The 26112-nt window shown below is 71.9% G+C and carries 26 protein-coding genes and 4 tRNA genes; 7 read left to right on the top strand and 23 right to left on the bottom strand.

Annotated elements, in window-relative coordinates; translation table 11 throughout:
- Positions 1-261: 261 nt before the first annotated feature.
- From rplL to NUM_RS09880, 13 genes are all read right to left on the bottom strand, one after another.
- The gene (gene rplL, locus NUM_RS09940; protein WP_207124511.1) at positions 262-645 is read right to left on the bottom strand and encodes a 50S ribosomal protein L7/L12; all 384 of its coding nucleotides are present in this window, start codon (positions 643-645) and stop codon (positions 262-264) included.
- Between the two features lie 132 nt (positions 646-777).
- Entirely contained in the window at positions 778-1332 is a 555-nt protein-coding gene (gene rplJ, locus NUM_RS09935; protein ID WP_207124510.1) for a 50S ribosomal protein L10, read from the bottom strand.
- A 445-nt stretch (positions 1333-1777) separates the two neighbouring features.
- Positions 1778-2497 carry a 50S ribosomal protein L1 gene (rplA, locus tag NUM_RS09930; RefSeq protein WP_207124509.1) on the bottom strand — a complete coding sequence of 240 codons (720 nt, stop codon included), beginning with the start codon at positions 2495-2497 and terminating at the stop codon, positions 1778-1780.
- 80 nt (positions 2498-2577) lie between these two features.
- Positions 2578-3009 carry a 50S ribosomal protein L11 gene (gene rplK, locus NUM_RS09925; RefSeq protein WP_207124508.1) on the bottom strand — a complete coding sequence of 144 codons (432 nt, stop codon included), beginning with the start codon at positions 3007-3009 and terminating at the stop codon, positions 2578-2580.
- 154 nt (positions 3010-3163) lie between these two features.
- Complete coding sequence (gene nusG / locus NUM_RS09920; protein ID WP_207124581.1) at positions 3164-3811, bottom strand: transcription termination/antitermination protein NusG; 648 nt, start codon at positions 3809-3811, stop codon at positions 3164-3166.
- Positions 3812-4193: 382 nt separating this feature from the next.
- Positions 4194-4733 carry a preprotein translocase subunit SecE gene (secE, locus tag NUM_RS09915; protein WP_225918471.1) on the bottom strand — a complete coding sequence of 180 codons (540 nt, stop codon included), beginning with the start codon at positions 4731-4733 and terminating at the stop codon, positions 4194-4196.
- Positions 4734-4922: 189 nt separating this feature from the next.
- A tRNA-Trp gene (locus NUM_RS09910) sits at positions 4923-4995 on the bottom strand.
- 179 nt (positions 4996-5174) lie between these two features.
- On the bottom strand, positions 5175-5594 hold the full coding sequence (locus tag NUM_RS09905) for a MaoC family dehydratase (RefSeq protein WP_207124507.1): 420 nt from the start codon (positions 5592-5594) through the stop codon (positions 5175-5177).
- The gene (locus NUM_RS09900; RefSeq protein ID WP_207124506.1) at positions 5591-6046 is read right to left on the bottom strand and encodes a MaoC family dehydratase N-terminal domain-containing protein; all 456 of its coding nucleotides are present in this window, start codon (positions 6044-6046) and stop codon (positions 5591-5593) included. Before NUM_RS09900 ends, NUM_RS09905 begins: the two co-directional genes overlap by 4 nt.
- 193 nt (positions 6047-6239) lie before the next feature.
- Positions 6240-6407 (bottom strand): 50S ribosomal protein L33, encoded by a 168-nt coding sequence (gene rpmG / locus NUM_RS09895; RefSeq protein WP_030446732.1) that lies wholly within the window; start codon positions 6405-6407, stop codon positions 6240-6242.
- A gap of 109 nt (positions 6408-6516) precedes the next feature.
- A tRNA-Met gene (locus NUM_RS09890) sits at positions 6517-6589 on the bottom strand.
- Positions 6590-6806: 217 nt separating this feature from the next.
- Positions 6807-6879: transfer RNA gene (locus tag NUM_RS09885), tRNA-Thr, on the bottom strand.
- Positions 6880-6971: 92 nt separating this feature from the next.
- Positions 6972-9485, bottom strand: a complete 2514-nt coding sequence (locus tag NUM_RS09880) for a putative bifunctional diguanylate cyclase/phosphodiesterase (protein WP_207124505.1) — start codon at positions 9483-9485, stop codon at positions 6972-6974.
- A gap of 501 nt (positions 9486-9986) precedes the next feature.
- Between NUM_RS09880 and NUM_RS09875 the strand changes: the two genes are divergently transcribed.
- Positions 9987-10601 (top strand): cysteine hydrolase family protein, encoded by a 615-nt coding sequence (locus tag NUM_RS09875; protein ID WP_207124504.1) that lies wholly within the window; start codon positions 9987-9989, stop codon positions 10599-10601.
- A 147-nt stretch (positions 10602-10748) separates the two neighbouring features.
- Positions 10749-11435: a DUF899 domain-containing protein gene (locus NUM_RS09870; RefSeq protein ID WP_207124503.1), complete on the top strand. Its 687-nt coding sequence runs from the start codon at positions 10749-10751 to the stop codon at positions 11433-11435.
- Positions 11436-11450: 15 nt separating this feature from the next.
- Here the strand turns inward: NUM_RS09870 and NUM_RS09865 are convergent, their stop codons facing one another.
- A complete protein-coding gene (locus NUM_RS09865) occupies positions 11451-11813 on the bottom strand; it encodes an ArsR/SmtB family transcription factor (RefSeq protein WP_207124502.1) in 363 nt (120 codons plus the stop codon).
- A gap of 99 nt (positions 11814-11912) precedes the next feature.
- On the opposite strand from NUM_RS09865, the gene NUM_RS09860 reads away from it, so the two are divergent.
- The 3 genes from NUM_RS09860 to NUM_RS09840 all read left to right on the top strand — a co-directional run bounded on the left by NUM_RS09860 (position 11913) and on the right by NUM_RS09840 (position 15282).
- The gene (locus NUM_RS09860) at positions 11913-13916 is read left to right on the top strand and encodes a heavy metal translocating P-type ATPase (RefSeq protein WP_370466952.1); all 2004 of its coding nucleotides are present in this window, start codon (positions 11913-11915) and stop codon (positions 13914-13916) included.
- Positions 13917-14358: 442 nt separating this feature from the next.
- Entirely contained in the window at positions 14359-14562 is a 204-nt protein-coding gene (locus NUM_RS09845) for a VOC family protein (protein ID WP_207124579.1), read from the top strand.
- A 72-nt stretch (positions 14563-14634) separates the two neighbouring features.
- Positions 14635-15282, top strand: coding sequence for a hypothetical protein (locus tag NUM_RS09840; RefSeq protein ID WP_207124500.1), 648 nt, complete (start codon positions 14635-14637; stop codon positions 15280-15282).
- Positions 15283-15371: 89 nt separating this feature from the next.
- Here NUM_RS09840 and NUM_RS09835 read toward each other — a convergent pair whose 3' ends face one another.
- A complete protein-coding gene (locus NUM_RS09835; protein WP_225918470.1) occupies positions 15372-16052 on the bottom strand; it encodes a TetR/AcrR family transcriptional regulator in 681 nt (226 codons plus the stop codon).
- Between the two features lie 116 nt (positions 16053-16168).
- Here NUM_RS09835 and NUM_RS09830 point away from each other — a divergent pair, with 116 nt between their 5' ends.
- Positions 16169-16483, top strand: a complete 315-nt coding sequence (locus tag NUM_RS09830; RefSeq protein WP_225918469.1) for a CPCC family cysteine-rich protein — start codon at positions 16169-16171, stop codon at positions 16481-16483.
- A gap of 349 nt (positions 16484-16832) precedes the next feature.
- Here the strand turns inward: NUM_RS09830 and NUM_RS09825 are convergent.
- Positions 16833-16914 (bottom strand) — tRNA-Tyr (locus tag NUM_RS09825).
- A gap of 170 nt (positions 16915-17084) precedes the next feature.
- Here NUM_RS09825 and NUM_RS09820 point away from each other — a divergent pair.
- A complete protein-coding gene (locus NUM_RS09820; protein ID WP_207124499.1) occupies positions 17085-17576 on the top strand; it encodes a YajQ family cyclic di-GMP-binding protein in 492 nt (163 codons plus the stop codon).
- A 69-nt stretch (positions 17577-17645) separates the two neighbouring features.
- Here NUM_RS09820 and NUM_RS09815 read toward each other — a convergent pair whose 3' ends face one another.
- The 7 genes from NUM_RS09815 to NUM_RS09785 all read right to left on the bottom strand — a co-directional run.
- Positions 17646-18011: an MmcQ/YjbR family DNA-binding protein gene (locus NUM_RS09815; protein WP_207124498.1), complete on the bottom strand. Its 366-nt coding sequence runs from the start codon at positions 18009-18011 to the stop codon at positions 17646-17648.
- A gap of 86 nt (positions 18012-18097) precedes the next feature.
- Positions 18098-18889, bottom strand: coding sequence for an alpha/beta hydrolase (locus NUM_RS09810; protein ID WP_207124497.1), 792 nt, complete (start codon positions 18887-18889; stop codon positions 18098-18100).
- Between the two features lie 36 nt (positions 18890-18925).
- Entirely contained in the window at positions 18926-19546 is a 621-nt protein-coding gene (locus NUM_RS09805) for a histidine phosphatase family protein (protein ID WP_207124496.1), read from the bottom strand.
- Positions 19547-19661: 115 nt separating this feature from the next.
- The gene (gene htpX / locus NUM_RS09800; RefSeq protein WP_225918468.1) at positions 19662-20552 is read right to left on the bottom strand and encodes a zinc metalloprotease HtpX; all 891 of its coding nucleotides are present in this window, start codon (positions 20550-20552) and stop codon (positions 19662-19664) included.
- A gap of 157 nt (positions 20553-20709) precedes the next feature.
- A complete protein-coding gene (locus tag NUM_RS09795; RefSeq protein ID WP_207124494.1) occupies positions 20710-22254 on the bottom strand; it encodes an NADH-quinone oxidoreductase subunit N in 1545 nt (514 codons plus the stop codon).
- A gap of 265 nt (positions 22255-22519) precedes the next feature.
- Positions 22520-24010 carry a complex I subunit 4 family protein gene (locus tag NUM_RS09790; RefSeq protein ID WP_207124493.1) on the bottom strand — a complete coding sequence of 497 codons (1491 nt, stop codon included), beginning with the start codon at positions 24008-24010 and terminating at the stop codon, positions 22520-22522.
- A 222-nt stretch (positions 24011-24232) separates the two neighbouring features.
- On the bottom strand, positions 24233-26112 hold a 1880-nt coding region (locus NUM_RS09785; RefSeq protein ID WP_207124492.1), incomplete at its 5' end, for an NADH-quinone oxidoreductase subunit 5 family protein.

The raw sequence follows: 26112 nt of genomic DNA, 5'->3' as shown, positions 1-26112 counted from the left end.
TCTCGACGTAGCGCACCAGTCGCGATCTTTCGTAGCTCTCCGTAGCTTCCGGACAGTTCGAGCGTGACGAGAGTGCCCGGCTTGCCCCACAACGTTACGTGACCTGAGCCACGTCACCCATCCGCCCGACGCTGCCCCGGTGCCGCCGCCAGCCGCGCGAGCACACTTCCTCGGGTACAGCAAAAGGCGGCCGCCCCCGAGGGGGACGGCCGCCTTCGTCGCTACGGCGGGCTGGCCGCCGCGGAACCGCGGTGCGGACCCTTACTTCAGGGTCACCTTGCCGCCGGCAGCCTCGAGCTGCTCCTTGGCCTTCTCCGCGGCCTCCTTGTTGACCTTCTCCAGGACGGCCTTCGGCGCACCCTCGACCAGGTCCTTGGCCTCCTTCAGGCCCAGGCTGGTCAGCGCGCGCACCTCCTTGATGACCTGGATCTTCTTGTCGCCGGCCGAGTCGAGAACGACGTCGAACTCGTCCTGCTCGACGGCAGCCTCGGCCGCGGCGGCCGGGCCGCTGGCGGCCGCAACGGCCACCGGAGCAGCCGCGGTGACCTCGAAGGTCTCCTCGAACTGCTTCACGAACTCGGACAGCTCGATCAGCGTCATCTCCTTGAACGCGTCGAGCAGCTCTTCGGTGCTGAGCTTCGCCATGGTGGCGGATTCCTTTCCTACCCCGCGATCACGTCGCGGTATGTCTGTCGTCGCGAACCACTCGCGGCGGTATGGGCCTGCCGCAAGCGAATCGCGGCGAGTTTCTCGAACATGGCGACGGCCGTACGGCCGTCAGGCAGCCTCGCTGCCGGACTGCTTGTCGGCCAACGCCTGGGCGAGCCGCGCCGTCTTCGACAGCGGAGCCTGGAACAGACTCGCGGCCTTGGACATGCTGCCCTTCATGGCACCAGCCAGCTTGGCGAGGAGCACCTCGCGGGACTCCAGGTCGGCCAGCTTGTTGACGTCGTCCGCGGTGAGGGCCTTGCCCTCGAAGACGCCGCCCTTGATGACCAGCGCGGGGTTGTCCTTCGCGAAGTTGCGCAGCCCCTTGGCCGCGTCGACCACGTCGCCGTTGACGAACGTGACCGCCGTCGGGCCGACGAACAGGGCGTCGAGACCGTCGACGCCGGCCTCCGTCGCCGCGATCTTCACCAGCGTGTTCTTCGCGACGCGGTAGTGCGTGTCCCCGCCCAGGGCGCGCCGCAGCTCGGTGATCTGCGAAACGCTCAGCCCGCGGTACTCGGTGATCACGGTCGCCGAAGCGGCCCGGAACCGGTCCGCGATCTCGTTGACCGCAGCGGCCTTGTCCTCGCGTACTGGCTTGGTCCGGCCATGTGTGTCCGCCATGTCCCTCCTCTCGTGCATGCTCGGGCCGGTCTCGTCGAAGACCCGCAGGCACGAAAAACGCCCCGGCGCAGGGCGCACGGGGCGAGGAACCAGCTCGGTGTCCGTGTCTACGGCTCCGGCCGACGCCACGTGGCGCGTGCCGCCCACCAGATCGGATCACCGGCACCGACGTCATCCGGGAGCCTGGATGACCTGCGGTGTTGGATCGCGTCCGTCTTCCCTGCGCGGGCCGTCCGCGGCGAGCGGAGCCTTCGACCGCGCACTCGGCGCGGTGACCAGCGGTCTTCGGTAAAGCCTGTTCAGCCTACTCGACGCCGCCGCGACCCGGCCAACCGGAGTAGGCGACGCCACACCCGCGACGGCCGCCCACGGCGGAAGACGCCGGAAACGCCGCGGCGGGGCGCGCCGACAGCTCGGCACGCCCCGCCCACGAGTACCGCCTGGATCAGGCGTCGACCTCGTCCTCGGTGAGGTTGCGGGTCCGGTTGGTGTCCACCGGGATGCCCGGCCCCATCGTGGTGGAGACGGTGATCTTCTTGAGGTACTTGCCCTTGGACGACGCCGGCTTCGCCCGCAGCACCTCGTCCAGCGCGGCCGCGTAGTTCTCCACCAGCTGACGCTGGTCGAAGCTGGCCTTGCCGATGATCAGGTGCAGGTTCGAGTGCTTGTCGACCCGGAAGGCGATCTTGCCGCCCTTGATGTCCGCGACCGCCTTCGTCACGTCCATGGTGACGGTGCCGGTCTTCGGGTTCGGCATCAGACCGCGCGGGCCCAGGATCCGCGCGATCCGGCCGACCTTGGCCATCTGGTCGGGCGTCGCGATCGCCGCGTCGAAGTCGAGCCAGCCGCCCTGGATGCGGGCGATCAGCTCGTCCGAACCGACCTCGTCGGCGCCGGCGGCGATGGCCTCGGTGGCCTTGTCGCCGGTGGCGAAGACGATCACACGGGCGGTCTTACCCGTACCGTGCGGCAGGTTGACGGTGCCGCGCACCATCTGGTCGGCCTTACGCGGGTCGACGCCCAGTCGCATCGCGACCTCGACGGTGGCGTCGAACTTGGTCTTCGAGGTGTCCTTCGCAAGCTGCATCGCGTCGAGCGGGCTGTACAGGTTGTCGCCGTCGACCGTCTCGGATGCCTTGCGGTACTGCTTGCCGTGCTGCGCCATTGGTGTTCCTCCACGAGTGGTGTGGTGCGTGGTGCGGGGCAGCGCCTGCCCCTCCCACGGTCGTACTGGGTGGTGGGCTCTCAGTCCTGGACCGTGATGCCCATCGAACGGGCGGTACCGGCGATGATCTTCGACGCCTGGTCGAGATCGTTCGCGTTCAGGTCGGCCATCTTGCGCTCCGCGATCTCGCGGACCTGGGCCTGGCTGACCGAACCGACCTTGTCCTTGTGCGGCTCACCGGAGCCCTTGGCCACCCCGGCCGCCTTCAGCAGCAGCTTGGCCGCCGGCGGGGTCTTCAGGACGAACGTGAACGAGCGGTCCTCGTACACGCTGATCTCGGCGGGGACGATCTCGCCCCGCTGCGACTCGGTCTGCGCGTTGTACGCCTTGCAGAACTCCATGATGTTCACGCCGTGCTGACCGAGCGCCGGACCCACCGGCGGGGCCGGCGTCGCCTGGCCACCGGGCAGTTCGAGCTTGAACGTGGTGACGAGCTTCTTCTTGGGAGGCATGACCCTGGGCTTTCTCCTACGCGCCCCGCACCGGCTGCCAGCCGGCCCGGGACTGGGCCGCCTCGGCCACGGACGTGTCCTCGGCGGCGCTGGTTTGTTTTCCACACACCGGCACCCGGGCCTGCCCCCGGGCGCCGGACGTCTTCGGTTGTCGCTAGATCTTGGAGACCTGGTTGAAGTTGAGCTCCACCGGGGTCTCCCGGCCGAAGATCGACACCAGCACCTTGAGCTTCTGCTGGTCGGCGTTGATCTCCGAGATGCTGGCCGGCAGCGAGGCGAACGCGCCGTCGATGACCGTGACCGAGTCGCCGACCTCGAAGTCGACCTTGATCTCGGGCTTGGCCCCGCCGCCCGCGGCGGCCTCGGCCTTCTCCTCCTTGACCCCGGGCGCCAGCCACTTGATGACCTCGTCGAGGGTCAGCGGTGACGGGTTGTCGGCCCGGTCGGTGGCGCCGACGAAGCCGGTGACGCCCGGGGTGTTCCGGACGCAGGAGTACGACTCGGGGATCAGGTCCATCCGGACCAGGATGTAGCCGGGGAAGACCTTGCTCTGGACGTTCTGCCGCTTGCCGTTCTTGACCTCGACCTCTTCCCGGGTCGGCACCTCGACCTGGAAGATGTACTCCTCCATGTCCAGGCTCTGGATCCGACTCTCCAGGTTGGTCTTGACCTTGTTCTCGTACCCGGCGTAGGAGTGCACGACGTACCAGTAGCCGGGCGCGTGCCGCAGCGCCTGCCGCAGCTCGGCCACCGGGTCGACCTCGGCGGCCTCCTCGTCGGTGGCCTGCTCGTCCTCGGCCAGCTCGGTGTCGACCTGCGCCTCCGCATCGGTCGACGCGGCGTTCGCCGGCTGCTCGGCCCCAGCCGGCTGCTCGGCCTCGGCCCCACCCGGCTGCTCGGTGTCAGCCGGCTGCTCAGCGTCGGCTGCGGCGGTCGGCTCGGCCGCCGGGTCGACGGCGGTGGCCACGGCGCCGGTACCGGCCTGCTCGGCGGCGCCGTCCCCGGCCGCGCCACCGGTCGTGGCGGCAGCCTCAGCCGCCGGCGAGGACTCCTGCTCGTCGGTCGGCCGGCCGGTCTCGTCGAACTCAGACACGCTTGCTCACTTCCAATGTGGATCACGGGCCGGCCCGCGTTGCCGGCCAACCCGAGATGCGAACGCGGCGCTCAGGCTCCGCGGGCTTCGTCTACTGGTTATTCTTACCGCCGCCGAAGACCCACAGCGCCGCCTTGGAGAACCCAAGGTCGAGCAGCCCCACGATCGCCAGGATCACCGCAACGAAGATGATCACCACGACCGCGTAGGTGACCAGCTCCTTGCGGGTCGGCCAGATCACCTTGCGTAGCTCGGCGACGACCTCACGAACGAACCGGGTGAGCCGCCCCAGACCACGCGGCCGTCCGTCGGTCTTGTCCTTCTTCGACTTGTCGTTCTTCTTGTCACCGGACTTGCCGGTGCCGGCCTTCGAGCTCTTGCTGCGCACCGCGGTGGTGCCGGAGCTCTTGCCGTCCCGCTTGCCGGCGGCGGCCTTGGCTCGGGTGGACCGCTTGGTCTCGGAGCTCGCCGTGTCCTCGTCGCTCGCGGAACCCTCGTCGTCGGAGTCCGACTCGTCCGCGATGTCGTCTTCGAGGGTCTCTTCGGCGGCGGCCTCATCGAGGCTGTCGCGGACCTCGTCGTCGGCGGATCCGCCGTCGGCGTCGCCCCCGCGTCGCTTCCTCTCGGCCACTTCAGCCCTCTCAGGTCCTATGCCAACACGATCCCAGCCACGTCCTGGGCCATTCGATCCTGGCCTATTCGTGCTCCCGCGCCAACCCCGTGACGGGATCCGCGCCGGATTGTCGGGACAGCGCGACGGCGAACCAACGCGCTGCCACGCCTGCCCACCCGACCGGACCCGGCCGGGACGTACTCGGCGCAGGGGCGACAGGATTCGAACCTGCAACCTGCGGTTTTGGAGACCGCTGCGCTGCCAATTGCGCCACGCCCCTTCGTGACCCGACGCTGTCGCGGCACGTCACGCAGCGGGGGTGTTGGCACGCTCGGTGACACGCACCGCAGGCACCGGCACCCCCGGCGGACCAGTGTACGGGTTGCCACCCCAATCTCCCAACCGGCACCCCACCCGGGCTGCGCGGCCGGTGCGCCGGCCTCGTTCGTACCGGTGTGATCAGCTCAACCGCACCGTCGCCCGGGCCTGCCCGAGCACCTTGACACCGTCGCTCGTGACGGTCAGCTCGATCACCACCTGGCGGTCGTCCAGGGCCCGCTTGACGACCCCGCCCACCTGTACCTCGGTGCCGTCGTCGGTGTCCGGCACCACGACCGGGCGGCTGAACCGCACCCCGAAGTCGACCAGCGCGCCGGGGTCGCCCAGCCAGTCGGTGACCGCCCGGCCGGCCAGCCCCATCGTGTACATGCCGTGCGCGATCACGTCCGGCAGCCCGACCGAGATGGCCCTGCGCTCGTTCCAGTGGATCACGTTGAAGTCGCCGGACGCGCCGGCGTACCGCACCAGATCGGTACGGGTCACCCGAAACGTTCGGGTCGGCAACTCGGTACCGACCGGGGCCTCGTCGAACGCGATCATCCCGACACCTCCGCAGCCCGGACCACGAGCATGGACCAGGTAGTCACGACCGGCTCGCCGGCCTCGTCGGTCACTTCGATCCGAGTGGTGATCATGTCATTGCCGGCCACGGCACGGATGTTCTCCACGATCACCGTGCTGCGCAAGCGATCACCGGCGTGGATCGGCCGGTGGTAGGCGAACTTCTGGTCTCCGTGCACGGCCCGACCGAAATCGAGCCCCAACTCCGGGTCGTGCACCAGTTGCTGGCTCGCCGGCCAGGTGAACGCGATGGCGAACGTCGGCGGCGCGATCACGTCCGGGTGGCCGAGGGCTCGGGCGGCCGCCTGGTCCCGGTAGGCCGGGTTGTCGTCGCCGAGCGCCGCGGCGAACTCGCGGATCTTCTCCCGCCCCACCTCGTACGCCGGGGTGGGCGGGTAGCTGCGGCCCACGAACGAGCTGTCCAGCGGCATCGTTGCTCCCCGTCGGGTGTGGCGCCTCGGTGACCCGGCCGAGGCGCGCGATCGAAGTGGCGGCGGACACGAAACGACCGGCGGCCCGAGGGCGCCGGTCGTGACGTGCTGCCGGTTATGGCGCGATATCGCGTGCTGCCGTGACATCGCGCGGGCCTGCCGGCCGCAGCCGCTGGGGCTGCGCGGCGTCGGGTCAGCGGGTCTCGCGGTGCGCGGTGTGCTTGCCACAACGCGGGCAGAACTTCTTCAGCTCCATGCGGTCCGGGTCGTTGCGGCGGTTCTTGCGCGTGATGTAGTTGCGCTCCTTGCACTCCACGCACGCCATCGTGATCTTCGGACGTACATCGGTCGCCTTGGCCACGGCGGAGTGCCTTTCTCGTCGGTGCTGTCTCGACGACCACGAACGGCCGTCGTCAGGCGCTCAAGGAAGCGCCCGGACAAAGATACATCGCCGAATCGGCGACGTCTCGTAGCGGTGGCCGGACTCGAACCGGCGACACAGCGATTATGAGCCGCTTGCTCTGCCAACTGAGCTACACCGCCGCAAACCCGCCCAGGCAACCAGCACTTGGGTCAGGCGAATCCGGAACTCGCCGGGCCAGAAACCCCGCAACGAACCCGGGCCCGCCCGCGACGTGACCGGCCAGGGGTTCGGGGGCGAAGCCCCTGACATTCGGGGGTCCGGGGGTCGCCCCCCGGGCTGGCATCAGCGAGACATCCCGGCCCGCGCTCTCGGCGGGCACAGGAAACCCGGATGTCGAGCCCCTTTACGGAATCGAACCGTAGACCTTCTCCTTACCATGGAGACGCTCTGCCGACTGAGCTAAAGGGGCGTGCATCCCCTTGCGGGGAGCTGCCTGGGTAAGGGTACACGGTGGGTTCGGCGGCCCAAAATCGGATCCCCCGCCCGCCGTGCGGCGCCGAATCAGGTGACGACGCGCAGCCGTCGGCTGCTGTCGCCGGCCGTCTCCGCCAGCTCGGTGCGGGCCGCGAGCCAGGCCACCAACCGCTCGTACGACAGGGGCCGGGAGAAGTAGAAGCCCTGGCCGATGTCGCAGCCCATCTCCTCCAGCTGGCTGAGCGCGAGCTCGCTCTCCACCCCTTCGGCGACCACCTCGAGGCCGAAGTGGCGGGACAGGTCGACGACCGCCCGGACGATCGCGTAGTCACCGTCGTCGGTCGCCATGCCCTGTACGAACGACCGGTCGATCTTGACCTCCTGCACCGGCAGCCGCCGCAGGTACGACAGGGACGAGTAGCCGGTGCCGAAGTCGTCGACCGACAGCCGTACCCCGGTGTCCCGGAGCCGCCGCAGGGTCGGCAGCGGCCGGTCGGTCTCGGCGAACATCCGGTCCTCGGTGATCTCCAGCGTCAGCAGCGCCGGCGGCACGTCGTACTCGGTGAGCAGTTCCTGCAGGTAGCTGGGGAACACCGGGTCGACCAGGGTGCGCGGCGAGAGGTTGACCGCGACGCTGAGCGGATGCCCCGTCTCGACCCACTCCCGGCAGCGGCGCAGCCCCTCGCGCAACACCAGGTCGGTCAGCCGACCCAGCTGGCCGGTGTGCTCCGCGACCGCGACGAAGTCGCTCGGCGAGACCCAGCCGTGCGTCGCGTGCTTCCACCGGGCCAGGCACTCGACCCCGATCAGCTCGCGCCGCCCGATCGCGATCTTGGGCTGGAAGTGCACCTCCAGCTCGGCCGCGTCGATCGCGCGGCGCAGATCACCGGCCAGGCCGAGTCGCCGGACGCTGCTCGACTCCAGCCCGAGGTTGAACACCTGGACCGCGGCCTGGGTGCCCTTGGCGGCCAGGTTGGCGAGGTCGGCGCGCTGCAACAGCACCTCCGGCTCGCTGCCGTGGTCGGGGTGGATGGCCAGGCCGACCGCGGTGTCCACGTCGAGCCGGGCGTTGCCGAACGGCATCGGCTCCTGCAGCGCGGTGCGCAGCTCACCGGCCAGCGCCACGGCGTCGTCGATCCCGGGCATCCGGACCAGCAGCGCGAACTCGTCCCCGCCGACCCGGGACACCAGCGAACCGGCCGGCGCCGCCGCCTGCAACCGCTTGCCGACCTCGGCGAGCAGTTGGTCGCCGGCGCCGTGGCCGAGCGAGTCGTTGACGTCACGCAGCCCGTCCACGTCGAAGACCAGCACGCTGACCACCTCGCCCGGCGCGCGTACCTTCACCGCCTCCTCGATCGCGGTGGTCATCCGGTGCCGGTTGGGCAGGCCGGTCAACGCGTCGTGGTACGCGTCGAACCGCAGCCGCTCGACCAGCCGGGCGTTCTCCACCGCGGCGGCGGTCTGCGAGGCAATCGCCTCCATCTGGTTCACGTCCGCCGGGGCGAACTGGTGCACGTCGCCCAGCCGGTTCACGCACTCGACGGTGCCGACGGTCGCGCGGCCGGAGCGCAGCGGCACGATGATGACGTCCTTGGTCCGGCTGTCCAGCAGTTGCGCGCGCCGCGCGTCGTCGCCCAGCTTCGGCCCGACCGCGACCGTGCCGCCCTCGGCGAACGCCTCGCGCCGCAGGTCGGCCGGCGCCGGCGCCCGGTCGAGCAGGCCACGGACGCCTTCCTTCGCGGTCAGCAACACCTCCGGGTACCGGCCGGAAGCAGGCAGCCACAACGTCGCGTACTCGGCCCGCAGCATCCCGCGGACCCGGCTGAGCAGGATGTCCGCCAGTTCGCCCTCGGACGCCGCCTGCCGCACCGCCCGGGTCAGCTCGTACATCTCGTCGAGCTTCTGGTGCTCGCTCAGGAAGCGCGCGTACATCTGGTAGCCGAGCGCGACGACGAAGCCGAGAGCCGCGAGCGGGACCAACGACCACAACGTGTCCTGGATCGACAGCAGCATGATCAGGCCGATCACGGCCGCCGCGACGCCGATGATGATCGGCTGTGCACCGCGGAGCAGTTCGCGGAGCGACACGTTGCCCTGCACCACGGCGAGCACCGTCGCAACGCCGAGGTACGTGGTGAGTTCCAGGCAGAAGATGGCGCCGACGGCGACGAGCCAACTCCGTGGCTCGGTGATCTCCAGCGGCCCCAGCCAGCCCACCACCAGGTTCGCCACCGCGGGCGACGCCACGAACAGGGCCAGGTTGAAGCAGTACTTGGTGATGTCCTTGGTGCGCCAGGCGTAGACGATGGCGCCCGCGATCAGCCGGGCCGCGATGACGCCGAGCGGCGGCAGCACGAACAGGGCGATCAGGATCGGGATCTCGATCGGCGAGACGGTGATGTTCTGCCGACCGAACTCGAAGTGCAGCTTGATGACCTGGCTGAGCAGAACGCCCGCCGCGATCACGGCGAACAACCACCACGGGCCCACATCGAACATGTGGACGCGCGGGTCCAGCAGCGTTGCTCCGACGCCGACGATCAGCAGGATCGCGGTGACGAGCCAGGACCAGAGCGCCCGACGGCCCGTAATGGTGGTCATTGGAAGCATTCAGGCATCCGTGCGCACCCTTCGGGCCGTCCAGCACTTCACGGGCGAGCCAAACTTCGGCTCGCTACCGCATCAGCGTCCGATGACGGTCCAGGTCAGGTCGGAGCGGCGAGCGGAGGCGACATGGTGACGCATCGCGGTGTCTCCTAGGCGTCGACGGGGCGGGGGGAGCTACTGCCGAGGCAGCTAACGATGATGTTAGCGGTACCGGCGCCGTGAGCAGAAGAGGTCCGGGCGCACCGCCGCACGAGGGCACGCACAGATCGTCACCTTAGTGACCGTTTTGCCGGAAAGATTATCGGCCAAGGTGACCGGTCGCGAGCCCCGCTAAACTTTCCTTCCGAAAACCAGCCACGGACGTTTCAGCCGGGCGGCAACTCGTTCCGCCAGCGCACCACCACGGTCCGTCCCCTCGCCCGGAGCGGGCGGCTCGCGCCACGAGCGCACACGTCCCGGTCGCGGGGTGGGCAGTCTCGCCGGGAGACTACGAGGATGGACGGGGCAGGGTTCTTCGAGCTGGAGCTGCGGCGGGTGGCGGTGGTGCTGGTGGACTTCCAGAACGACTTCTGCCATCCCGACGCCGATCCCGGCCACCCGCCCACCAACACTCGCAACGCGCAGGCGGCGCGGCGAGCCGACGCCTTCGCCCGCCAGGCCGGCGCGTTGGGCGCCCGGGTGGTGTACACGCGGCAGGTACTCGACCTCGATCGGCTCACGCCACGACAGCGACGGTGGGAGCGCCCGGACGGGTTGTGCGCGACCGGGTCCTGGGGTGCGGAGCTGTTCCTCGATCCCGTACCCGGTGCGACGGTGGTCGTGAAGGACCGGTTCGACTGCTGGCAGAGCGGCGAGTTCACCGATTTCCTGGATCGGTACGACATCGACGGGTTGGTGGTCTGCGGCGTCGAGTTGGTCTGCTGCGTGCTGTACGCGGTGCTCGGCGCGGCCGAGCGCGGCTACCACTACCTGGTGCCACCCGATCTGGTGTCCGGGCAGGACTTCGGCGAGCAGACGGACAACCGGGCGGTACGCGACTTCCTGCGCTTCAACCAGCCGGACCGGGTCGGGTACGACTCGGCGGCGATCCTGGCGCGCTGGCGGCGGTAGGCGGCTGCGTTCAGGTGGGTGGGCGGCCGGCCGGCTTCGGTGTCGGCGAGCTCGCACGGTCGGCGGCAGACCAGCGGCACCGATGAGTTGGGTGGGTGGCGGGCGTCTACCCGTACGGATCACCAGACGTCTACCGCGGGAGGGCCCATGGCCACCACTGCACTACCGCCGGTCGTCGACGCCGAGGCCTGGCGGCGCGAGCTCGACGCGCTGCGGATACGGGAGAAGGCGGCGACCCGGGAGCTCGACGCCATCGCCGCGCAGCGCCGCCGGCTGCCGATGGTCGAGCTGCCGGAGTACACCCTGGAAGGTGAGGAGGGGCCGGTCCGGCTGGCCGACGTGTTCGACGGCAGGTCGCAACTGATCGTCTACAACCACATGTGGTTCCCGGACGCGGAATGGCAGTGCCCGGGGTGCACCGGGTTCACCTCGCAGTACACCCGGCTGGAGTTCCTCGACCAGTACGACGCGCGGTTCGTCATCGTCACGCAGGGGCCGATCGAGCAGGCACTCGCGTACAAGAAGCGGGTCGGCAACACGATGACCTGGTACTCGACCGCGAACAGCTCGTTCGGCGCCGACGTCGACGCACCGCCCGGCGGCGGGTTCGCGGTCAACGTGTTCCTCCGGGACGGCGACACCGTCTACCGGACCTGGCACACCAACGGTCGGGGCACCGAGCAGCTGGCCCACACGTTCCCGCTGATCGACCTGCTGCCGTACGGGCGGCAGGAGGAGTGGCAGGACTCCCCCGAGGGCTGGCCGCAGGAGCCCACGTACAGCCGGTGGACCGGTTCGGAGGAGGTCGCCCGGCTGTACGGCCCGAAGCCGTAGCCACCGTGGCGGCGCTCAGCCGGCGTCGGTGACGCGGTCGCGCTTGCCCAGACGCAGATGCTCGATGTGGTAGATCGCCTCGTCGAGCAGCTGCGCGACGTGGTTGTCGAACAGCGAGTAGACGATGCGGCGGCCGGCGCGGGTGCCGGCGACCAGGCCGAGCGCCCGCAGCAGCCGCAGCTGGTGCGAGACGGCCGACTGCTCCATGCCGACCGCCTCGGCGAGCTCGCCGACCGGGCAGGGGCTCTGCCGCAGCCGGGTGAGGATCAGCAGCCGGCTGGGGGTGGCGAGGGCCTGCAGGGTGGCCGCGACGGTCGCGGCGGACTCGGCGTCCAGCGGCTCGGCGGCGCCGGGCTTGCCGTTCACTCGGTGACCCATGGCCGGGATCGTACCCGTACTTGAATCATATGAAGACGTCTTCATATGTTCTGCTATCGTGCGGACTGCCCGTGCACCCGTACCCGGGGAGTGACCGCCGTGGACACCCTGACCGCCGCGCCCGCGCCGACCCGTACCGCCGCGGTCGGCGTGCGGCGGACCCGGCTGTTCGCGCTGGCCGAGATGCGATGGGCCGCCGCGGCGCTGGCGTTGTTCCTGGTCGGCCTGGCGGTGCAGCTCACCGGTGGGCCGGGCTGGGCGTACTGGCCGCTGTACCTCGGCTGCTACGCGGCCGGCGGCTGGGAGCCGGCGCTCGCCGGCCTGCGCGCGCTGCGCGGCCGCACGCTCGACGTGGACCTGCTGATGGTCGCCGCCGCGATCGGCGCCGCGGCGATCGGGCAGGTACTCGACGGGGCGCTGCTGATCGTCATCTTCGCCACCTCCGGCGCGCTGGAGGCGCTGGCCACCGCGCGTACCGCGGACAGCGTGCGCGGTCTGCTCGACCTGGCACCGGACACCGCCACCCGGCTGAACCCCGACGGCGGTGAGGCGACGGTGCCGGTCGCCGAACTCGCCGTCGGCGACGTGATCCTGGTACGCCCCGGGGACCGGATCGGCGCCGACGGCTCGGTGCTCGACGGCGCCAGCGAGGTCGACCAGGCCACCATCACCGGCGAACCGTTGCCCGCCGACAAGACCACCGGCGACGAGGTCTTCGCCGGCACCGTCAACGGCACCGGCGCCCTGCGGGTACGCGTCGGGCGGCCGGCCGGCGAATCGGTCGTGGCACGGATCGCCGCGCAGGTCGAGGAGGCCTCCCGGACCAAGGCGACCACCCAACTGTTCATCGAGAAGGTCGAGCAGCGGTACTCGGTCGGCATGGTCGCCGCCACCATCGTGCTGTTCGTGGTGCCGCTGCTGCTCGGCGACGCGGTACGCGACTCGCTGCTGCGGGCGATGACGTTCATGATCGTCGCCTCGCCGTGCGCGGTCGTCCTGGCGACCATGCCGCCGCTGCTCGCCGCGATCGCCAACGCCGGCCGGCACGGCGTACTGGTCAAGTCCGCCGTGGTGATGGAACGGCTCGGCGCCACCACCCGGGTCGCGTTCGACAAGACCGGCACCCTGACCCGCGGCGTACCGCAGGTGGCGGACGTCCGGGCGCTGGACGGGCACGCCGACGACGAGGTACTGCGGCTGGCGGCGAGCGCCGAGCACCCCAGCGAACATCCGTTGGCGGCGGCGGTCGTCCGGGCCGCCCGCGCCGGTGGTCTGCCGCTGACCGCGGTGGACGAGTTCGCCGCGCAACCCGGCGTCGGGATCACCGCGCGGGTGGCCGGCCGGCTCGTCCAGGTCGGCGCCCCGGACCGCCTGCTGCCCGGCACCCGTACCGCCGAGGCCGGGGGTGAGCGCGTCCCGACCGACCCGACGGTGGTCGACGAGGTGGTCGCGGAGCTGGTCGCGGCGGGTCACACCGCGGTCGTGGTACTCGTCGACCACCGTCCGATCGGGGTGCTCGGCATCGCCGACCAGCTGCGCGACGACGCGGCTCGGGCGGTCGCCGCGGTCACCGGGCTGACCGCCCGACCGCCGGTGCTGCTCACCGGCGACAACGACCGCGCCGCGCGACGGCTCGCCGACCAGGTCGGCATCCGGGACGTGCGCGCCGGGCTGCTCCCCGCGGACAAGGTCACCGCGATACGCGGGTACGAGCAGGCCGGCGACCGGGTCGCCATCGTCGGCGACGGCATCAACGACGCGCCCGCCCTCGCCGCCGCGCACACCGGGATCGCCCTCGGCGGCGCCGGCTCCGACCTGACGCTGCAGACCGCGGACGCCGTGATCATCCGCGACGAGCTGAGCACCGTACCCGCCGCGATCGCGCTGTCCCGGCGAGCCCGCCGGGTCGTGGTCGCCAACCTGGTCATCGCCGCCACCGTCATCACCGGCCTGGTCGTCTGGGACCTCGCCGGTCACCTGCCGCTCCCGCTCGGCGTCGCCGGGCACGAGGGCTCCACCGTCCTGGTCGGCCTCAACGGCCTCCGCCTGCTCCGTACCGCCGCCTGGCCCGGCACCGCCCGACCCGTCCGCACTCGCGCCTGACACGGCGACGCGCGGCGCTGCCGGACCCGACATCGCGCGGCACGGTGGACGCCGGCCGGCCCGGCCCCGCGTGGGATGGGTCTGCGGCATGGCGTTTGCAGCTTGGTCAGGTGAACATCAAGGCACGGGGCGAAAGCGGCGCTGGGACGGTTCTGGGCGGCGGCTCTGGGCTGGGAGTTCTCGACCGAGGAGGCGGGCGCGGCCAGCGCGCTGCCCGCCGGCGCAGCCTGGCCCTCCCCCGCCACGAGTTCGCTGGACTTCATCGCCGGGAACCGCGGGACGGGTACGGGGACACCGGGCCTGATCGCCACGATCGTCGTCGACTGCGCGGATCCGCGAGCGATGGCCGGGTTCTGGACGGACGTGACGGGCTGGCCCCGCGCGACCTGGCCGACGAGCACGCGCCGCTGCGCGCCGTCGAGGGCAGCGGCCCGTACCTCGAATTCGTGCGTACGCCGCACCTGCCGGCCGGTGGCAGCGCACGCACCTCGACCTGGTCCCACGCCTCGTGGCCGGGTTCGCCGCGGAGGTGGCCAGGGTCGAGGCGCTCGGCGCCACGCCCGCCGACGTGGGCCAGGGCGACGTCACCTGGCGGGTCCTCGCCGACCCGGAAGGCACCCAGTTCTGCACCCTCGGCCCCGCCTGACCCAAGCATCCGCGGGCGGAGTACGGATCCCACGCGGCCGTCGGGTCCGCCCGATCGGGGAGAATCGCCCGGGTGGTCGACGAGGTGCACGCATCGCTGCGACGGGTACGGGAGGCGTTTTCCCGCTATCCACGGCGCCCGATGCTCGACGGGTGCCCGCACTGCCGGGGCGCGGTTACGGTGGCCGAACACGACCTGTACTCGCTGTCGATCACGATTGGCAACACCGTCGGCACGTTGGACGACCTCAAGGCGCTCCTGCCGACCCTCCTGGAGCGGCTCGTCACCGACACGGAGCTCGACCCCGAGATCGTCTTCGGCAAGCTCGCCGGCCGGAACGACTGGCGCGGTTGGCCGTCCACCGAGTACGCGGCCGTCGACGGCTATCTCCGTGCGGTGTGGCGGTCACTGCTGACTGATTACCCGTCCCGCCTCGGCGCCGTGTCCGACGCGACGACGTTCCTCGACGCGGCGGCCCCGCTCTACGCCGGGCCCGACACGTTCCTGACCGTCTGGGACTGCACCAACGAGCCCAGTGCCGACCGTCACCTCGCCGTACTGGTTCTGGCATGGTCGGCCGGCTGGCAGCACGAACCCTCGGTCGTCGCCTGGCTCCGTCGCCCGGCCACTCAGGAACGGCTGCTGCATGCCTTCGAACGTGACCACGAGTCCCCGTGGGCGGACGAGTTGGCCCAGGCGTACGACATGCTCGCCGGATAGCACGAAGGACCTGCTCGCAGCTCCGGGCGGGGCTGCCGGTCCCGCCTTCCTCGGTTGAGGCGATGTTGGCGTACCAGCCGGTTCCGCGCTCAGCGGGCGAGGTGGGCTTCGATGCCGTCGAGGAGGAAGTCGAGGCCCAGCCGGAAGGTCTCGTCGGCGTCCAGGTGGGCGGCGTCGCGAACGACCGTGGCCAGCGCCGGGAACCGGCCGGTGCCGAACACCCGCTCCAGATAGGGCCCGTACGCCCGCTGCCACTGCCGCTGGTCCATGCCGCTGGACCGTTCGGCACGCCGCTCGGCGATCTCGCGCCGCGCCACCCCGATCACGTACGCGTCGACCGCGCCGACTACCGGCATCACCAGGTCGACGTCGACACCGCGCATCGCGGCCACCACCGCCTCGCCCCTGGCCAGCGCGTGCGGCCCGAGCGCGGGCCGACCGCCGATCAGGTCGGCCAGCCATTCGTGCTGGTGAACCGCCTGCCGGGTGGCCCCGGCCAGGGAGTGCAGCACCTGCCGCCAGCCGTCCCCGACCGGCCGGATCTCGGCGTAGATCTCGTCCACCATCAGGTCGAGCAGCTCGTCCTTGGTGTCGAGGTAGCCGTACAGCCGCATCGGCCCGACCTCCAGCGCGGCCGCGACCTTGCGCAGCGACACCGCCGCCAAGCCGTCCGCGTCGGCCAGCCGGATCGCCGCCCGGACGATCCGCTCCCGGCTCAGCGGCGCCGGTACCGGCCGGTCCGGCGGCTCCGGCCGCTCCCACACCAACACGGCGCCGACGATACAACGCCCACCCCGCTACACCGTCTCGATCGACCTCGACGGATCCTCGTCACGCCAGGCCGCCGCGATGCCGCACTCATCGACGACGTGCCAGGATCACCTCCGTGCAGCATCCGGGACGACCGCGGCCACAGCTCGAACCGTTCAGGAACGTCGTGCGCGATGCGTCCGGCGGGCCGTATGCCTGCCCGTGCTGCGGGCATGCGACGCTGCCCGAGCGCGGCGGGTACGAGATCTGCCCGGTCTGCTTCTGGGAGGACGACGGCCAGGACGACCATGACGCAGGCGTGGTACGCGGCGGCCCCAACCAGCGGCTCAGCCTGACCGCCGCCCGCCGCAACTTCGCCGCCTACGGCGCCTGCGACGAGCGCTGCCGCCAGTTCGTCCGTGCCCCACTCCCCTCCGAACGACCCGGGTGACCCGCTCGGCACCATCGCAGGGGACAGCCGAGCGGCGCCCCGGCACGATCGCCGCAGGGCATCCGACAACGCTTCCGGGAAGCGGTTCGTCGACCATGGACACCCGCTCACGGCGTACTCGGACCTGATCCACGTGAGGTGTCCGGACTGCTCCGCACGCGCCGTGGTGATGCCTCGTCCAGGCCTCTCCGACCTTCGTCACGTCACCGCACGCTGGACCGTACGAAGTTCGGGTCGCATTCGGGGCGGCCAGCCGTAGATCACCGGCGCGGGGTCGGTCACAGCCGGACGTACGAGGAAGGCCCCTGACCGGCATTGCTGCTGGTCAGGGGCCTTAACACCCTGGGTGTGGCGGGTACTGGATTCGAACCAGTGTAGGCGTAGCCGACGGTTTTACAGACCGCTCCCTTTGGCCGCTCGGGCAACCCGCCGTGGGCGCAGCACCTCGCGCGAACGCGGGGTGCGGAAGAAGGATAGCGGTACACCCGGGGCCGTACGCAAACGGGTAGCGTCGAGGCGGCGCGCGGGCGGCCGGCGGGGTGCCGGGCGGTTCGCGGCGTGGTGGATCAACAGACATCGACGCAGTACGGGAGCACTGTTCGTGGCGAATCCGAGCTTCGACATCGTCAGCAACGTCGACCGGCAGGAGGTCGACAACGCGGTGAACCAGGCGGCCAAGGAGATCAGCCAGCGGTTCGACTTCCGCGGCACCGGCGCCGAGATCACCTGGTCCGGCGAGGAGGCGATCTCGCTGGTCGCCGAGACCGAGGACCGGGTGAAGGCGGCACTCGACGTGTTCCGCGACAAGCTGGTCAAGCGCGGCGTGTCGTTGAAGGCGCTGGACGCGGGTGATCCGCAGCAGTCCGGCAAGACGTACAAGATCAGCGCCAAGCTGGTGCAGGGCATCGAGCAGGACAAGGCGAAGAAGATCGGCAAGCTGATCCGGGACGAGGGGCCGAAGGGCGTGCAGGCGCAGATCCAGGGCGACCAGCTGCGCGTGACCGGCAAGAAGAAGGACGACCTGCAGGCGGTGATCGCGCTGCTCAAGGGCGCCGACTTCGACATACCGCTGCAGTTCACCAACTACCGCTGACGCTGCCCGTACCGAGCACGGGCGGCGGAGCGCCGTCACCGTATGCGTCGAGCGGCGTCTCGCCGTGCGTCAGCGGGCCAGTTTCGCGCGGGTGGCCTTGGGGAGGCTGGACACGACGAGGTCGTACGAGTGGTCGACGAGTTCGAGCACCTCGTCGTCGGGGACCGATCCGTCCAGCACGACCGTGTTCCAGTGCCGCTTGTTGAGGTGGTACCCGGCGGTGATCGCCGGGTACCGGTCGCGCAGGCTCAGCGCGTAGTCCGGGTCGCACTTGAGGCTGACGCTGGCCGGCTCGCCACCCAGCGGTACCAGCGCGAACATCTTGCCGCCGACCTTGAACACCGCGACCCCGTCGCCGAACGGGTACGTCTCGACCGCTCCGGGCAGCGCGCCGCAGGCGGCGAGCGCCCGCTCCCGCTCCGACTCGGCGGCCATCGCACTCACCTCTCGTTCCCGCTCGCCGGTCGTCCGACCGGACCGGTCGAACTCCATGATGCCGCCCGGACGGAGGGGCGCGGCGGTCAGCCGCCGAGCGTACGGGTGACGAAGGTGGTGACGTCGGCGAGCACGGCGGCGTTGTTCGTCTCGTTGAAGATCTCGTGCCGAGCGCCGGGATAGGCGATCTGCTCGAACCGGTCGCCGCGGATGCGGTCGATGCCCGCGCGGCTCGGCCCGATGGGTACCAGGTGGTCGTCCTCGCCGTGCAGCCACAGCGTCGGTGGGGTCAGCCGCGGGCCGGCGTTGATCTCGTCCAGGCAGCGGCCGAGGGCGCGCAGCGTCTCCCGCTTGAACGGGCCGTGCCAGATCAGCGGGTCGGCCGCGTACCGCTCCCCCACCGCGGGGTCGCGGGACAGCGTCGACACGTCGAGCGGCTCGTCGGGGATCTCGCCGTCGGCCAGCGCGATCGGCGCCCAGCTGCCGAGTACCGGCCCGGACAGGACGACGGAGGTCAGCCCGGCGCCGTGCAGCTGCGCGTATCGGGCGGCGATCATGCCGCCCATCGAGTGCCCGACGAGCACCACGGGCAGGTCGGCACCGGCCCGGTCGGCGACGGCGCGCAGGTCGGCGAGTACGTCGTCGAAGGAGTGGACCAGCACCCGCTCGCCGGCGGAGCGGCCGTGGCCGAGGTGGTCCGGCCCGATGATCTCGGCGCCGTTGGCGTGCAGTGCGGCGGCGACGTGGTCGTACCGGCCGAGGTGCTCGCCGTACCCGTGCACCAGCAACACCCGGTGGGTGGCGTCGGGGTTCGGCCAGCGGTACACGGTGATCTCGCCGCGCGATCCGTCCATCGTGGACAGTTGTGCCTCGGTCATGTCGCCTCTCCCGGGGGTGTCGGTGCTGCTGGCATGTCAGCCTTCCTGGCGGACGACGGTGGCGGTCGCGAGGTCGACGGCGAGCACGTCCGGCAGCGCCAGCGCCGCCCAGAACTCGGCCGGCCCGCCGGCCGGCGCATCCGGCCCGACGGACAGCGTGGCGGGGTCACCGGACAGCGCGTTCGGGTCGCCGGCCGGCGCGGTCGGGCCGCCGGCCAGCGCGGTCGGCAGCGCGGCGGCCAGCCACACCGTCAGCGCCATCCCGTGGGTACCGATGACGAGCGGTCGCCCGTCGGCCCGGGCCAGGTGGTCGGTGACCGCGGCGGCGAACCGGGCCACGACCGCGGACGCCAGCTCCCAGCGCGGCAGCGGGGTACCGGAGACGTACTGCCGGCGCCGCTCCGCGTAGCCGTCGTCGACCGGTTCGACCCGGCGTACCTCACCGAACCGCGGGTCGGTGTCGACCGCGCGCCCCGGGTACGCGCAGTGCAGGGTCTGGATCGCCTTCGGTTCGTCGCTCGCCACCAGGTACGGGTCCCACGGGAGACGGCCGGCGAGCCGGGCGGCGGCCGACCGGCCGTCCGCCGTCAGCTCCCAGCGGTCCGGCGCGACCTTCCGGCGCACCGCCGGCTGCGCGTGCCGCACCAGATAGATCATCTTTCGCACCGTATTTCACCAGCGGTCATCTCGTGGCCCCGAGCGCGCCGGGCGCCGGACGGGAACCGGCCGCCCCACGCGGGGCGGCCGGTCCGTGCGTCGACACCGTGGCCGGTCAGCGGTCGACGGCGCGGTACTGCTCGCCGGAGACGGCCAGCTGCTCCAGCCGCTTGATCCGGTCGGCCATCGGCGGGTGGGTGGAGAACAGCTTCGCCACGCCGGCCGCGCGCAGCGGGTTCGCGATCATCAGGTGCGCGCTGGACTGCAGCTGACTGGTCGGCTGCAGCGGCAGCTGCTGCGCCCCGGCGTCGATCTTGCGCAGCGCGCTGGCCAGCGCCAACGGGTCCTGCGAGAGCCGCGCGCCGTCCGCGTCCGCCTCGTACTCCCGGCTGCGGCTGATGCCGAGCTGGATCAGCGTGGCCGCGATCGGGCCGAGGATCAGCATCGCCAGCACGCCGAGGATGCCGGGGCCGTCGTCGTCCTCCGACCGGCCGAACGGGATGAACCACACCAGGTAGGACAGTGCGGTGATGATGCCGCCGAGCGCCGCCGCGACGCTGGAGATCAGGATGTCCCGGTTGTACACGTGGGACAGCTCGTGGCCGATCACCGCGCGCAGCTCGCGCTGGGTCAGGATGCGGGTGATGCCGTCGGTCACGCAGACCGCGGCGTTGGCCGGGTTGCGCCCGGTCGCGAACGCGTTCGGCTGCGCGGTCGGGCTGATGTAGAGCCGGGGCATCGGCTGCTTGGCCGCGGTGGACAGCTCCCGGACCATGGCGTACAGCCAGGGCGCCTGGGCCTCGGACACCGGCTGGGCCTGCATCGAGCGCAGCGCGATCTTGTCCGACCAGAAGTAGGTCGCGGCGTTCATGGCCAGCGAGATCAGCACCGCGATGATCAGGCCGGTACTGCCGCCGATCAGGTAACCGATGCCGATGATCAGCGCGGTGAGCAGCCCGAGCAGCAGCGCGGTGCGGAGCCCGTTGTGGTGCCGATGTACGGTCACCGTCATCACTCCCTGTACATGGCGATGGGCTTGGTTCAACGCCGCGCCCACGCCGTTTCATCCCCGGTGGGGATTCCGGGGCCGACTCCAGCATGCCCCGGTTTTCTGACACTGAGCTGGGAAAACGCTGCCTGCCGAACGGGCGCGTACCGGCGGGTCAGGGCAGCAGCGCGGCGGCGTCCAGGACCAGCTGCGGGGCGAATCCGGCGACCACGGCGGCGGCGGTGACCAGGGCGAGCACGCCGGCCAGCAACGGCCGGACCGGGACCGGCCGGTACTCGCCGGGGCGGTACAGGACGACCACGACGCGCAGGTAGTAGACCAGGCCGAGCACCGCGTTCAGCGCGATCAGCACGGCCAGCCAGGCGGTACCGCCGGTCAGCGCCGCCCGGACCACGGTGATCTTGGCGAACAGGCCGGCCAGGCTCGGCGGCAGCCCGGCGAGCCCGATCAGCGCGAACGCCAGCGCCGCGGCGGTCAGCGGCCGCACCCGCCCGGCACCCCGGTACTCGTCGATCTCGCCACCCGACCCGGCGCCGCGCAGCGCGATCAACGCACCGAACGCGCCCAGCTCCAGCAGCAGGTAGAAGATCGTGTACCCGAGGGTGGCCGCGGTCAGCGTGTGCCGGGCCGCGCCGGAGCGACCGGCCGCCGCGGCGAACGCGCCGAGCGGTGCCAGCAGGTAGCCGGCCTGCGCCACCGACGAGAACGCGAGCAGCCGCACCATCCGGCGCTGCCGCAGCGCGGCGAGGTTGCCGACCGTCATGCTCGCCACCGCCAGCACCGCGAGCAGCGGGCCGACCACCGACAACCACGGGCCGAGCGCGAACACCGTCACGTACAGCAGGGCGACGACGCCGCCGAGCTTGGACGCGGTCGACAGGTACGCGGTCACCGGCAGCGGCGCGCCGTCGTAGCTCACCGGCGCCCACCCGTGGAACGGCACCGCGGCAAGCTTGAACGCCAGCCCCACCAGCACCAGCAGCACCGCGGCCGAGGTCAGCGGTACGCCGTGCAGGTCGTCCCGGTGCGCCAGCGCCGCGGCGATCCGGTCCAGGTGCACCGCGCCGGTCAGCGCGTAGAGCAGCGCGGCGCCGAGCAGCGTGACGGTGGTCGACACCACCGAGATCACGAAGAACGTCAACGCGCCCGACGCCGCCTCCGCCGGCGCGCCGGGCTCGTCGGGCCCGGTGGCGCGGGACGCGCGGCGACGCAGGCCGATCAGGACGTAGAGCGGGAGGGTGAGCGTCTCGACCGCGATGATCAGCGTGATCAGGTCGCGGGCGTAGCCGAGCACGACGCCGCCGGTCAGCGACGCGGCCAGCAGGAACAGGTACTCGCCGGTCGGCGCCACCCGGGCCGCGAGCACCGGCGTGGACAGCGCCAGCACGACCAGGGTGACCGCGCAGAACGCCACCGCGACGAGCGCGCCGACGTGGTCCGCGACGTACGAGCAGGACCGGTCGACGGGCACGCCGCCAGGCAGGGTGCCGCCGGCGGTGCAGAACGTGGCGCGCGCCGGGCCGAGCCCGACCAGTACGGCGACGACGCCGGTCGCGGTGGTCCCGAGCGCGGCGGCGACCAGCGCCGGCACCCGCCGGCCCGGCACGATCAGGTCGACGACCAGCACCGCCACCGCGGTCAGCGCGGCCAGGTAGGCCGGCGCGAGCGCCACCTGATCGATCGACTGCACGAGGCTCACGAGCGCTCCCCCCTCGCCGGAACGCCGCCGGGCAGCGAGGCCCGGCGCCGACGGCTCGGGCGCGCCCGACCACCGGCCGGCACCGCGCGGACGCCCGCGCGCCGGGGCACGGGCGGGCCGGAGCGGGTGGTGGCGCAGCTCATCGGCCCGTCACCTCGATCGGGACCCGGACCGGCGGGACTCATCGGCCCATCACCCCGATCGGGGCCCGGACCGGCGGCGCTCATCGGCCGATCACCGCGATCGGGGCCCGGACGGGAGGGACTCATCGGCCCATCACCTCGATCAGGGCGCGGACCGGCGGGGCGGACAGCGCGAGCACCAGCGCCGGGGCCACCCCGACCGCGAGCGCCAGCAGTACCAGCGGGGACCAGGCGGCGAGTTCCGGCCGGGCCAGCGCGCGGGGCCGCAGCGCGGCGATCGCCGGCGCCGCCGGGCCGTGCGCGACGCGCCGCAGCAGCCGCAGGAAGTACGCGGCGGCCAGGGCGCCACCGAACGCGGCGAACACCCCCAGCACTATCCACAGTGGACCGCCGTGCCGGATCGCCGCGTACACGGTGAAGAACTCGCCCCAGAAGCCGGCCAGGCCGGGCAGGCCGAGCGAGCCGATCGCGGCGAAGCCGAGCAGGCCGGCGAGCCCCGGCGCCACCTCGCGCAGCCCGCCGAGCCGGGCCAGCTCGCCGGTACCGGTGCGGTCCTTGATCGCGCCGGCCAGGAAGAACAGCAGCCCGGTCAGCAGCCCGTGCGCGATGTTGCCGACCAGCGCGGCCTGGAATCCGACGCCGGTGAGGGTCGCGATGCCGAGCACCACGAACCCCATGTGCCCGACCGAGGAGTACGCGATGAGCCGCTTGAGTTCGGTCTGCCGCAGGCAGACCAGCGCACCGATCAGGATCGCCGCGGTGGCCAGCACGCCGAGCACCCCGGACGCGGCGCGGGCGCCGTCCGGCAGCACCCCGACCGCCACCCGCAGCAGCCCGTACGTGCCCATCTTGAGCAGCACGCCGGCCAGGATCACCGAACCGACCGTCGGTGCCTCGGTGTGCGCGTCCGGCAGCCAGGTGTGCAGCGGCCACAGCGGGCTCTTCACCGCGAACGCCACCGCCAGCAGCACGAACGCGAGCAGCTGGGTGCCGGCGGACAGCCCGGCGCCGCCCCGGTCGGACAGCGTGACCAGATCGGCGGTCCCGGTCCTCGCCACGATCACGAACACGCCGACCAGCAGCAGCACCGACCCGAACAGCGTGTACAGCACGAACTTGGTCGCCGCGGCCCGGCGCCCGGGGCCGCCCCAGCCGGCGATCACCGCGTACATGGGGAGCAGGACGACCTCGAAGAACACGAAGAACAGCACCAGATCCAGCGACTCGAACACGCCGACGATGCCGACCTCGATCACCAGCAGCAACGCCACCAGGTACCGGCCGGGCACGGCGCCGGGCGTCCGCCAGAGCGAGTAGCCGCAGCACAGCAGCGTCAGCAGCGTGGTCAGCAGCACCAGCGGCCAGGAGATGCCGTCCACACCGAGGTGGAACCGGATGTCCAGGGCCGGCGCCCAGGCCACGTCGAGCTGGTGCCACGGCGCGATCGCGTGGTGGCCGACCGGCGCCGAGTGCCAGGCCAGCGGCAGCGTGGCGAGGAACGCGACGGCCGCGGCGACGGTACCGGCGAGCCGGCCGGCGCGGTCCGGCAGCAACGCGGCCAGCACCGCACCGACCGCCGGCACCGCCAACAACACCACCAGCAGAGCGCTCATCGGCCGTCCCTTCCGCGCGGAAGCCCGACGAGGCACCGCTCGCCGTCCCCGGGGAGGCACCGCTCGCCGTCCCCGGGGAGGCACGACGCGCGGCGCCGCGCACGCACCGGTTCGCCTCTCGTGGCACAGCCCCGGACGCGACACGACGCGCGGCGGTACCCGGTCATCGGTTCGCCTCCCCCAGCGAGGCACGACGCGAGGCACGACGCGCGGCGGCGCCCCTCATCGCGCACCTCCGACGAGCACGGCGACGAGGGCGAGCAGCACCGCACCGGCCAGCACCGCGGCGAGCGAGCGGGGCAGGCCGGTGTGCAGCCGGGCCAGCCGCCGGCCGAGCCGGACCGCGCCGGCCCCGACCCCGCGGACGGCGCCGTCCACCACCCGGGCGTCGCCCAGCCACACCGTGGTGGCCAGCGCCTGCACCGGCCGGATCACCAGCGCGCGCTGCGCGTCGTCGAACCGGAAGCCGGACCGCAGCAGCGGCGCCATCCGACCCAGTATCCGGGCCGGGTCGGCGGCGGTGTCCCGGCGCCACACCAGGATCGCCGTGACGATCCCCAGCGCGACCAGGACCAGGCCGATGGTCATGGTCACCGGGTCGAGGTCCTGCCGGCCGATCGGCAGCAGGTGACTGCCCGGCACCCCGGACGGCAGGTACTCGGCGTACTTCCTCGGCGTGTAGGCGAACCAGCCGAAGTCGGCCCGCGGGGTGCGGCTGGGCACCAGCTCGATCAGCCCGAGCAGCGTCGCCGGGATCGCCAGCAGCACCAGCGGAATCCACATCGTCCGGGCCGGTTCGTGCCCGGCCGGGCCGCGCCGGGCACCGAAGAACGTCCGCAGCCACAGCCTCGTCACGTACCAGGCGGTGATCGCGACGGTGGCCAACCCGCACACCAGGATCAGCCAGCCGTTCAGCGCCGGCGCGGCGCCCAGGCCGTTGGTCGTCTGCTGCGCGGCGGACAGGATCGAGTCCTTGCTCCAGAAGCCGGCGAACGGCGGCACCCCGGCCAGCGCCGCCAGCCCGATCGTCATCGTCACGAACGTGACCGGCATGCCGCGGCGCAGCCCGCCCATCCGGCTCATCAGGTTGCTGCCGACCGCGTGGATGACCGAGCCGGCGGCGAGGAACAGCAGCGCCTTGAACGCGGCGTGGGTGAGCAGGTGGAAGATCGCCGCGCGGTCCGAGCCGACCGCGAGCGCGCCCGCCATGTACGCGAGCTGGCTGACCGTCGACCAGGCGAGCACCCGCTTGAGGTCGTCGGCGGCGGTCGCGGCGAGCGCACTGAGCAGCATCGTCACCGCCGCCATCAGGCCCAGCACCACCAGCGCCGGCTTCGACGTGACGAACAGCGGGTACAGCCGGGTCACCACGTAGATGCCCGCGGCGACCATCGTCGCGGCGTGGATCAGCGCCGAGATCGGGGTCGGGCCGGCCATCGCGTCCGGCAGCCAGCTGTGCAGCGGGAACTGCGCGCTCTTGCCGGCGACGCCGGCGAGCAGCAACAGCACCGCAGCGGTGACCCGGGCGTGCGACAGCTCGCCGGTGGCCGCGGCGGTGATCACGTCGTCGATCCGGAAGCTGCCGGCGCCGGTGCCGAGCAGGATCACCCCGATCCAGAACCCGACGTCGCCGACCCGGGTGACCAGGAACGCCTTGACCGCGGCCGCCGGCGCGGTGGCCAGGCTGCGGTCGTGCCCGATCAGCAGGTACGAGCAGATGCCCATGACCTCCCAGCCGACCAGCAACTGCACCAGGTCGCCGGCGACCACCACGTCGAGCATCGCCGCGGTGAACAGGCTCACCTGCGCCGCGTACGGCCCGTACCGGTCGTCGCCGCGCAGGTAGGCCACCGAGTAGATCTGTACCAGCAGCGCGACCACGCCGACCGCGACGGCCACCGAGCTGGCCACCGGGTCGACCGAGACGCCCACCCGCACCGTGACCCCGACCAGGTCGGCCAGCGTGGTGGCGGCCGCCACCGTCCGGGTCGTCGCGAGCAGCACCGTCGCGGCGGCCAGCGCCACCGCGGTCGCCGTGATGCCCAGCGCCGCGGCGGCCCGTCGCGCGCCCGGCCGTACCAGCAGGCCGGCCAGGCCGGCCG

Origin of the sequence: Actinocatenispora comari (assembly GCF_017312725.1) — a bacterium.
Taxonomy (GTDB): domain Bacteria; phylum Actinomycetota; class Actinomycetes; order Mycobacteriales; family Micromonosporaceae; genus Actinocatenispora; species Actinocatenispora comari.
This window is presented reverse-complemented; position numbering and strand designations above follow the sequence as displayed.

Excerpts from the sequence above, each read along its gene's own strand:
- NUM_RS09870 (WP_207124503.1), top strand. The coding sequence starts at position 10,749 with ATGGCCACCACTGCACTACCGCCGGTCGTCGACGCCGAGGCCTGGCGG.
- NUM_RS09900 (WP_207124506.1), bottom strand. The coding sequence starts at position 6,046 with ATGCCGCTGGACAGCTCGTTCGTGGGCCGCAGCTACCCGCCCACCCCG.
- NUM_RS09875 (WP_207124504.1), top strand. The coding sequence starts at position 9,987 with ATGGACGGGGCAGGGTTCTTCGAGCTGGAGCTGCGGCGGGTGGCGGTG.
- NUM_RS09805 (WP_207124496.1), bottom strand. The coding sequence starts at position 19,546 with ATGATCTATCTGGTGCGGCACGCGCAGCCGGCGGTGCGCCGGAAGGTC.
- rplK (WP_207124508.1), bottom strand. The coding sequence starts at position 3,009 with ATGCCTCCCAAGAAGAAGCTCGTCACCACGTTCAAGCTCGAACTGCCC.
- rplJ (WP_207124510.1), bottom strand. The coding sequence starts at position 1,332 with ATGGCGGACACACATGGCCGGACCAAGCCAGTACGCGAGGACAAGGCC.
- NUM_RS09865 (WP_207124502.1), bottom strand. The coding sequence starts at position 11,813 with ATGGGTCACCGAGTGAACGGCAAGCCCGGCGCCGCCGAGCCGCTGGAC.
- NUM_RS09815 (WP_207124498.1), bottom strand. The coding sequence starts at position 18,011 with ATGGCCGCCGAGTCGGAGCGGGAGCGGGCGCTCGCCGCCTGCGGCGCG.
- NUM_RS09905 (WP_207124507.1), bottom strand. The coding sequence starts at position 5,594 with ATGATCGCGTTCGACGAGGCCCCGGTCGGTACCGAGTTGCCGACCCGA.
- NUM_RS09790 (WP_207124493.1), bottom strand. The coding sequence starts at position 24,010 with ATGAGCGCTCTGCTGGTGGTGTTGTTGGCGGTGCCGGCGGTCGGTGCG.
- rplL (WP_207124511.1), bottom strand. The coding sequence starts at position 645 with ATGGCGAAGCTCAGCACCGAAGAGCTGCTCGACGCGTTCAAGGAGATG.
- rplA (WP_207124509.1), bottom strand. The coding sequence starts at position 2,497 with ATGGCGCAGCACGGCAAGCAGTACCGCAAGGCATCCGAGACGGTCGAC.
- NUM_RS09810 (WP_207124497.1), bottom strand. The coding sequence starts at position 18,889 with ATGACCGAGGCACAACTGTCCACGATGGACGGATCGCGCGGCGAGATC.
- NUM_RS09880 (WP_207124505.1), bottom strand. The coding sequence starts at position 9,485 with ATGACCACCATTACGGGCCGTCGGGCGCTCTGGTCCTGGCTCGTCACC.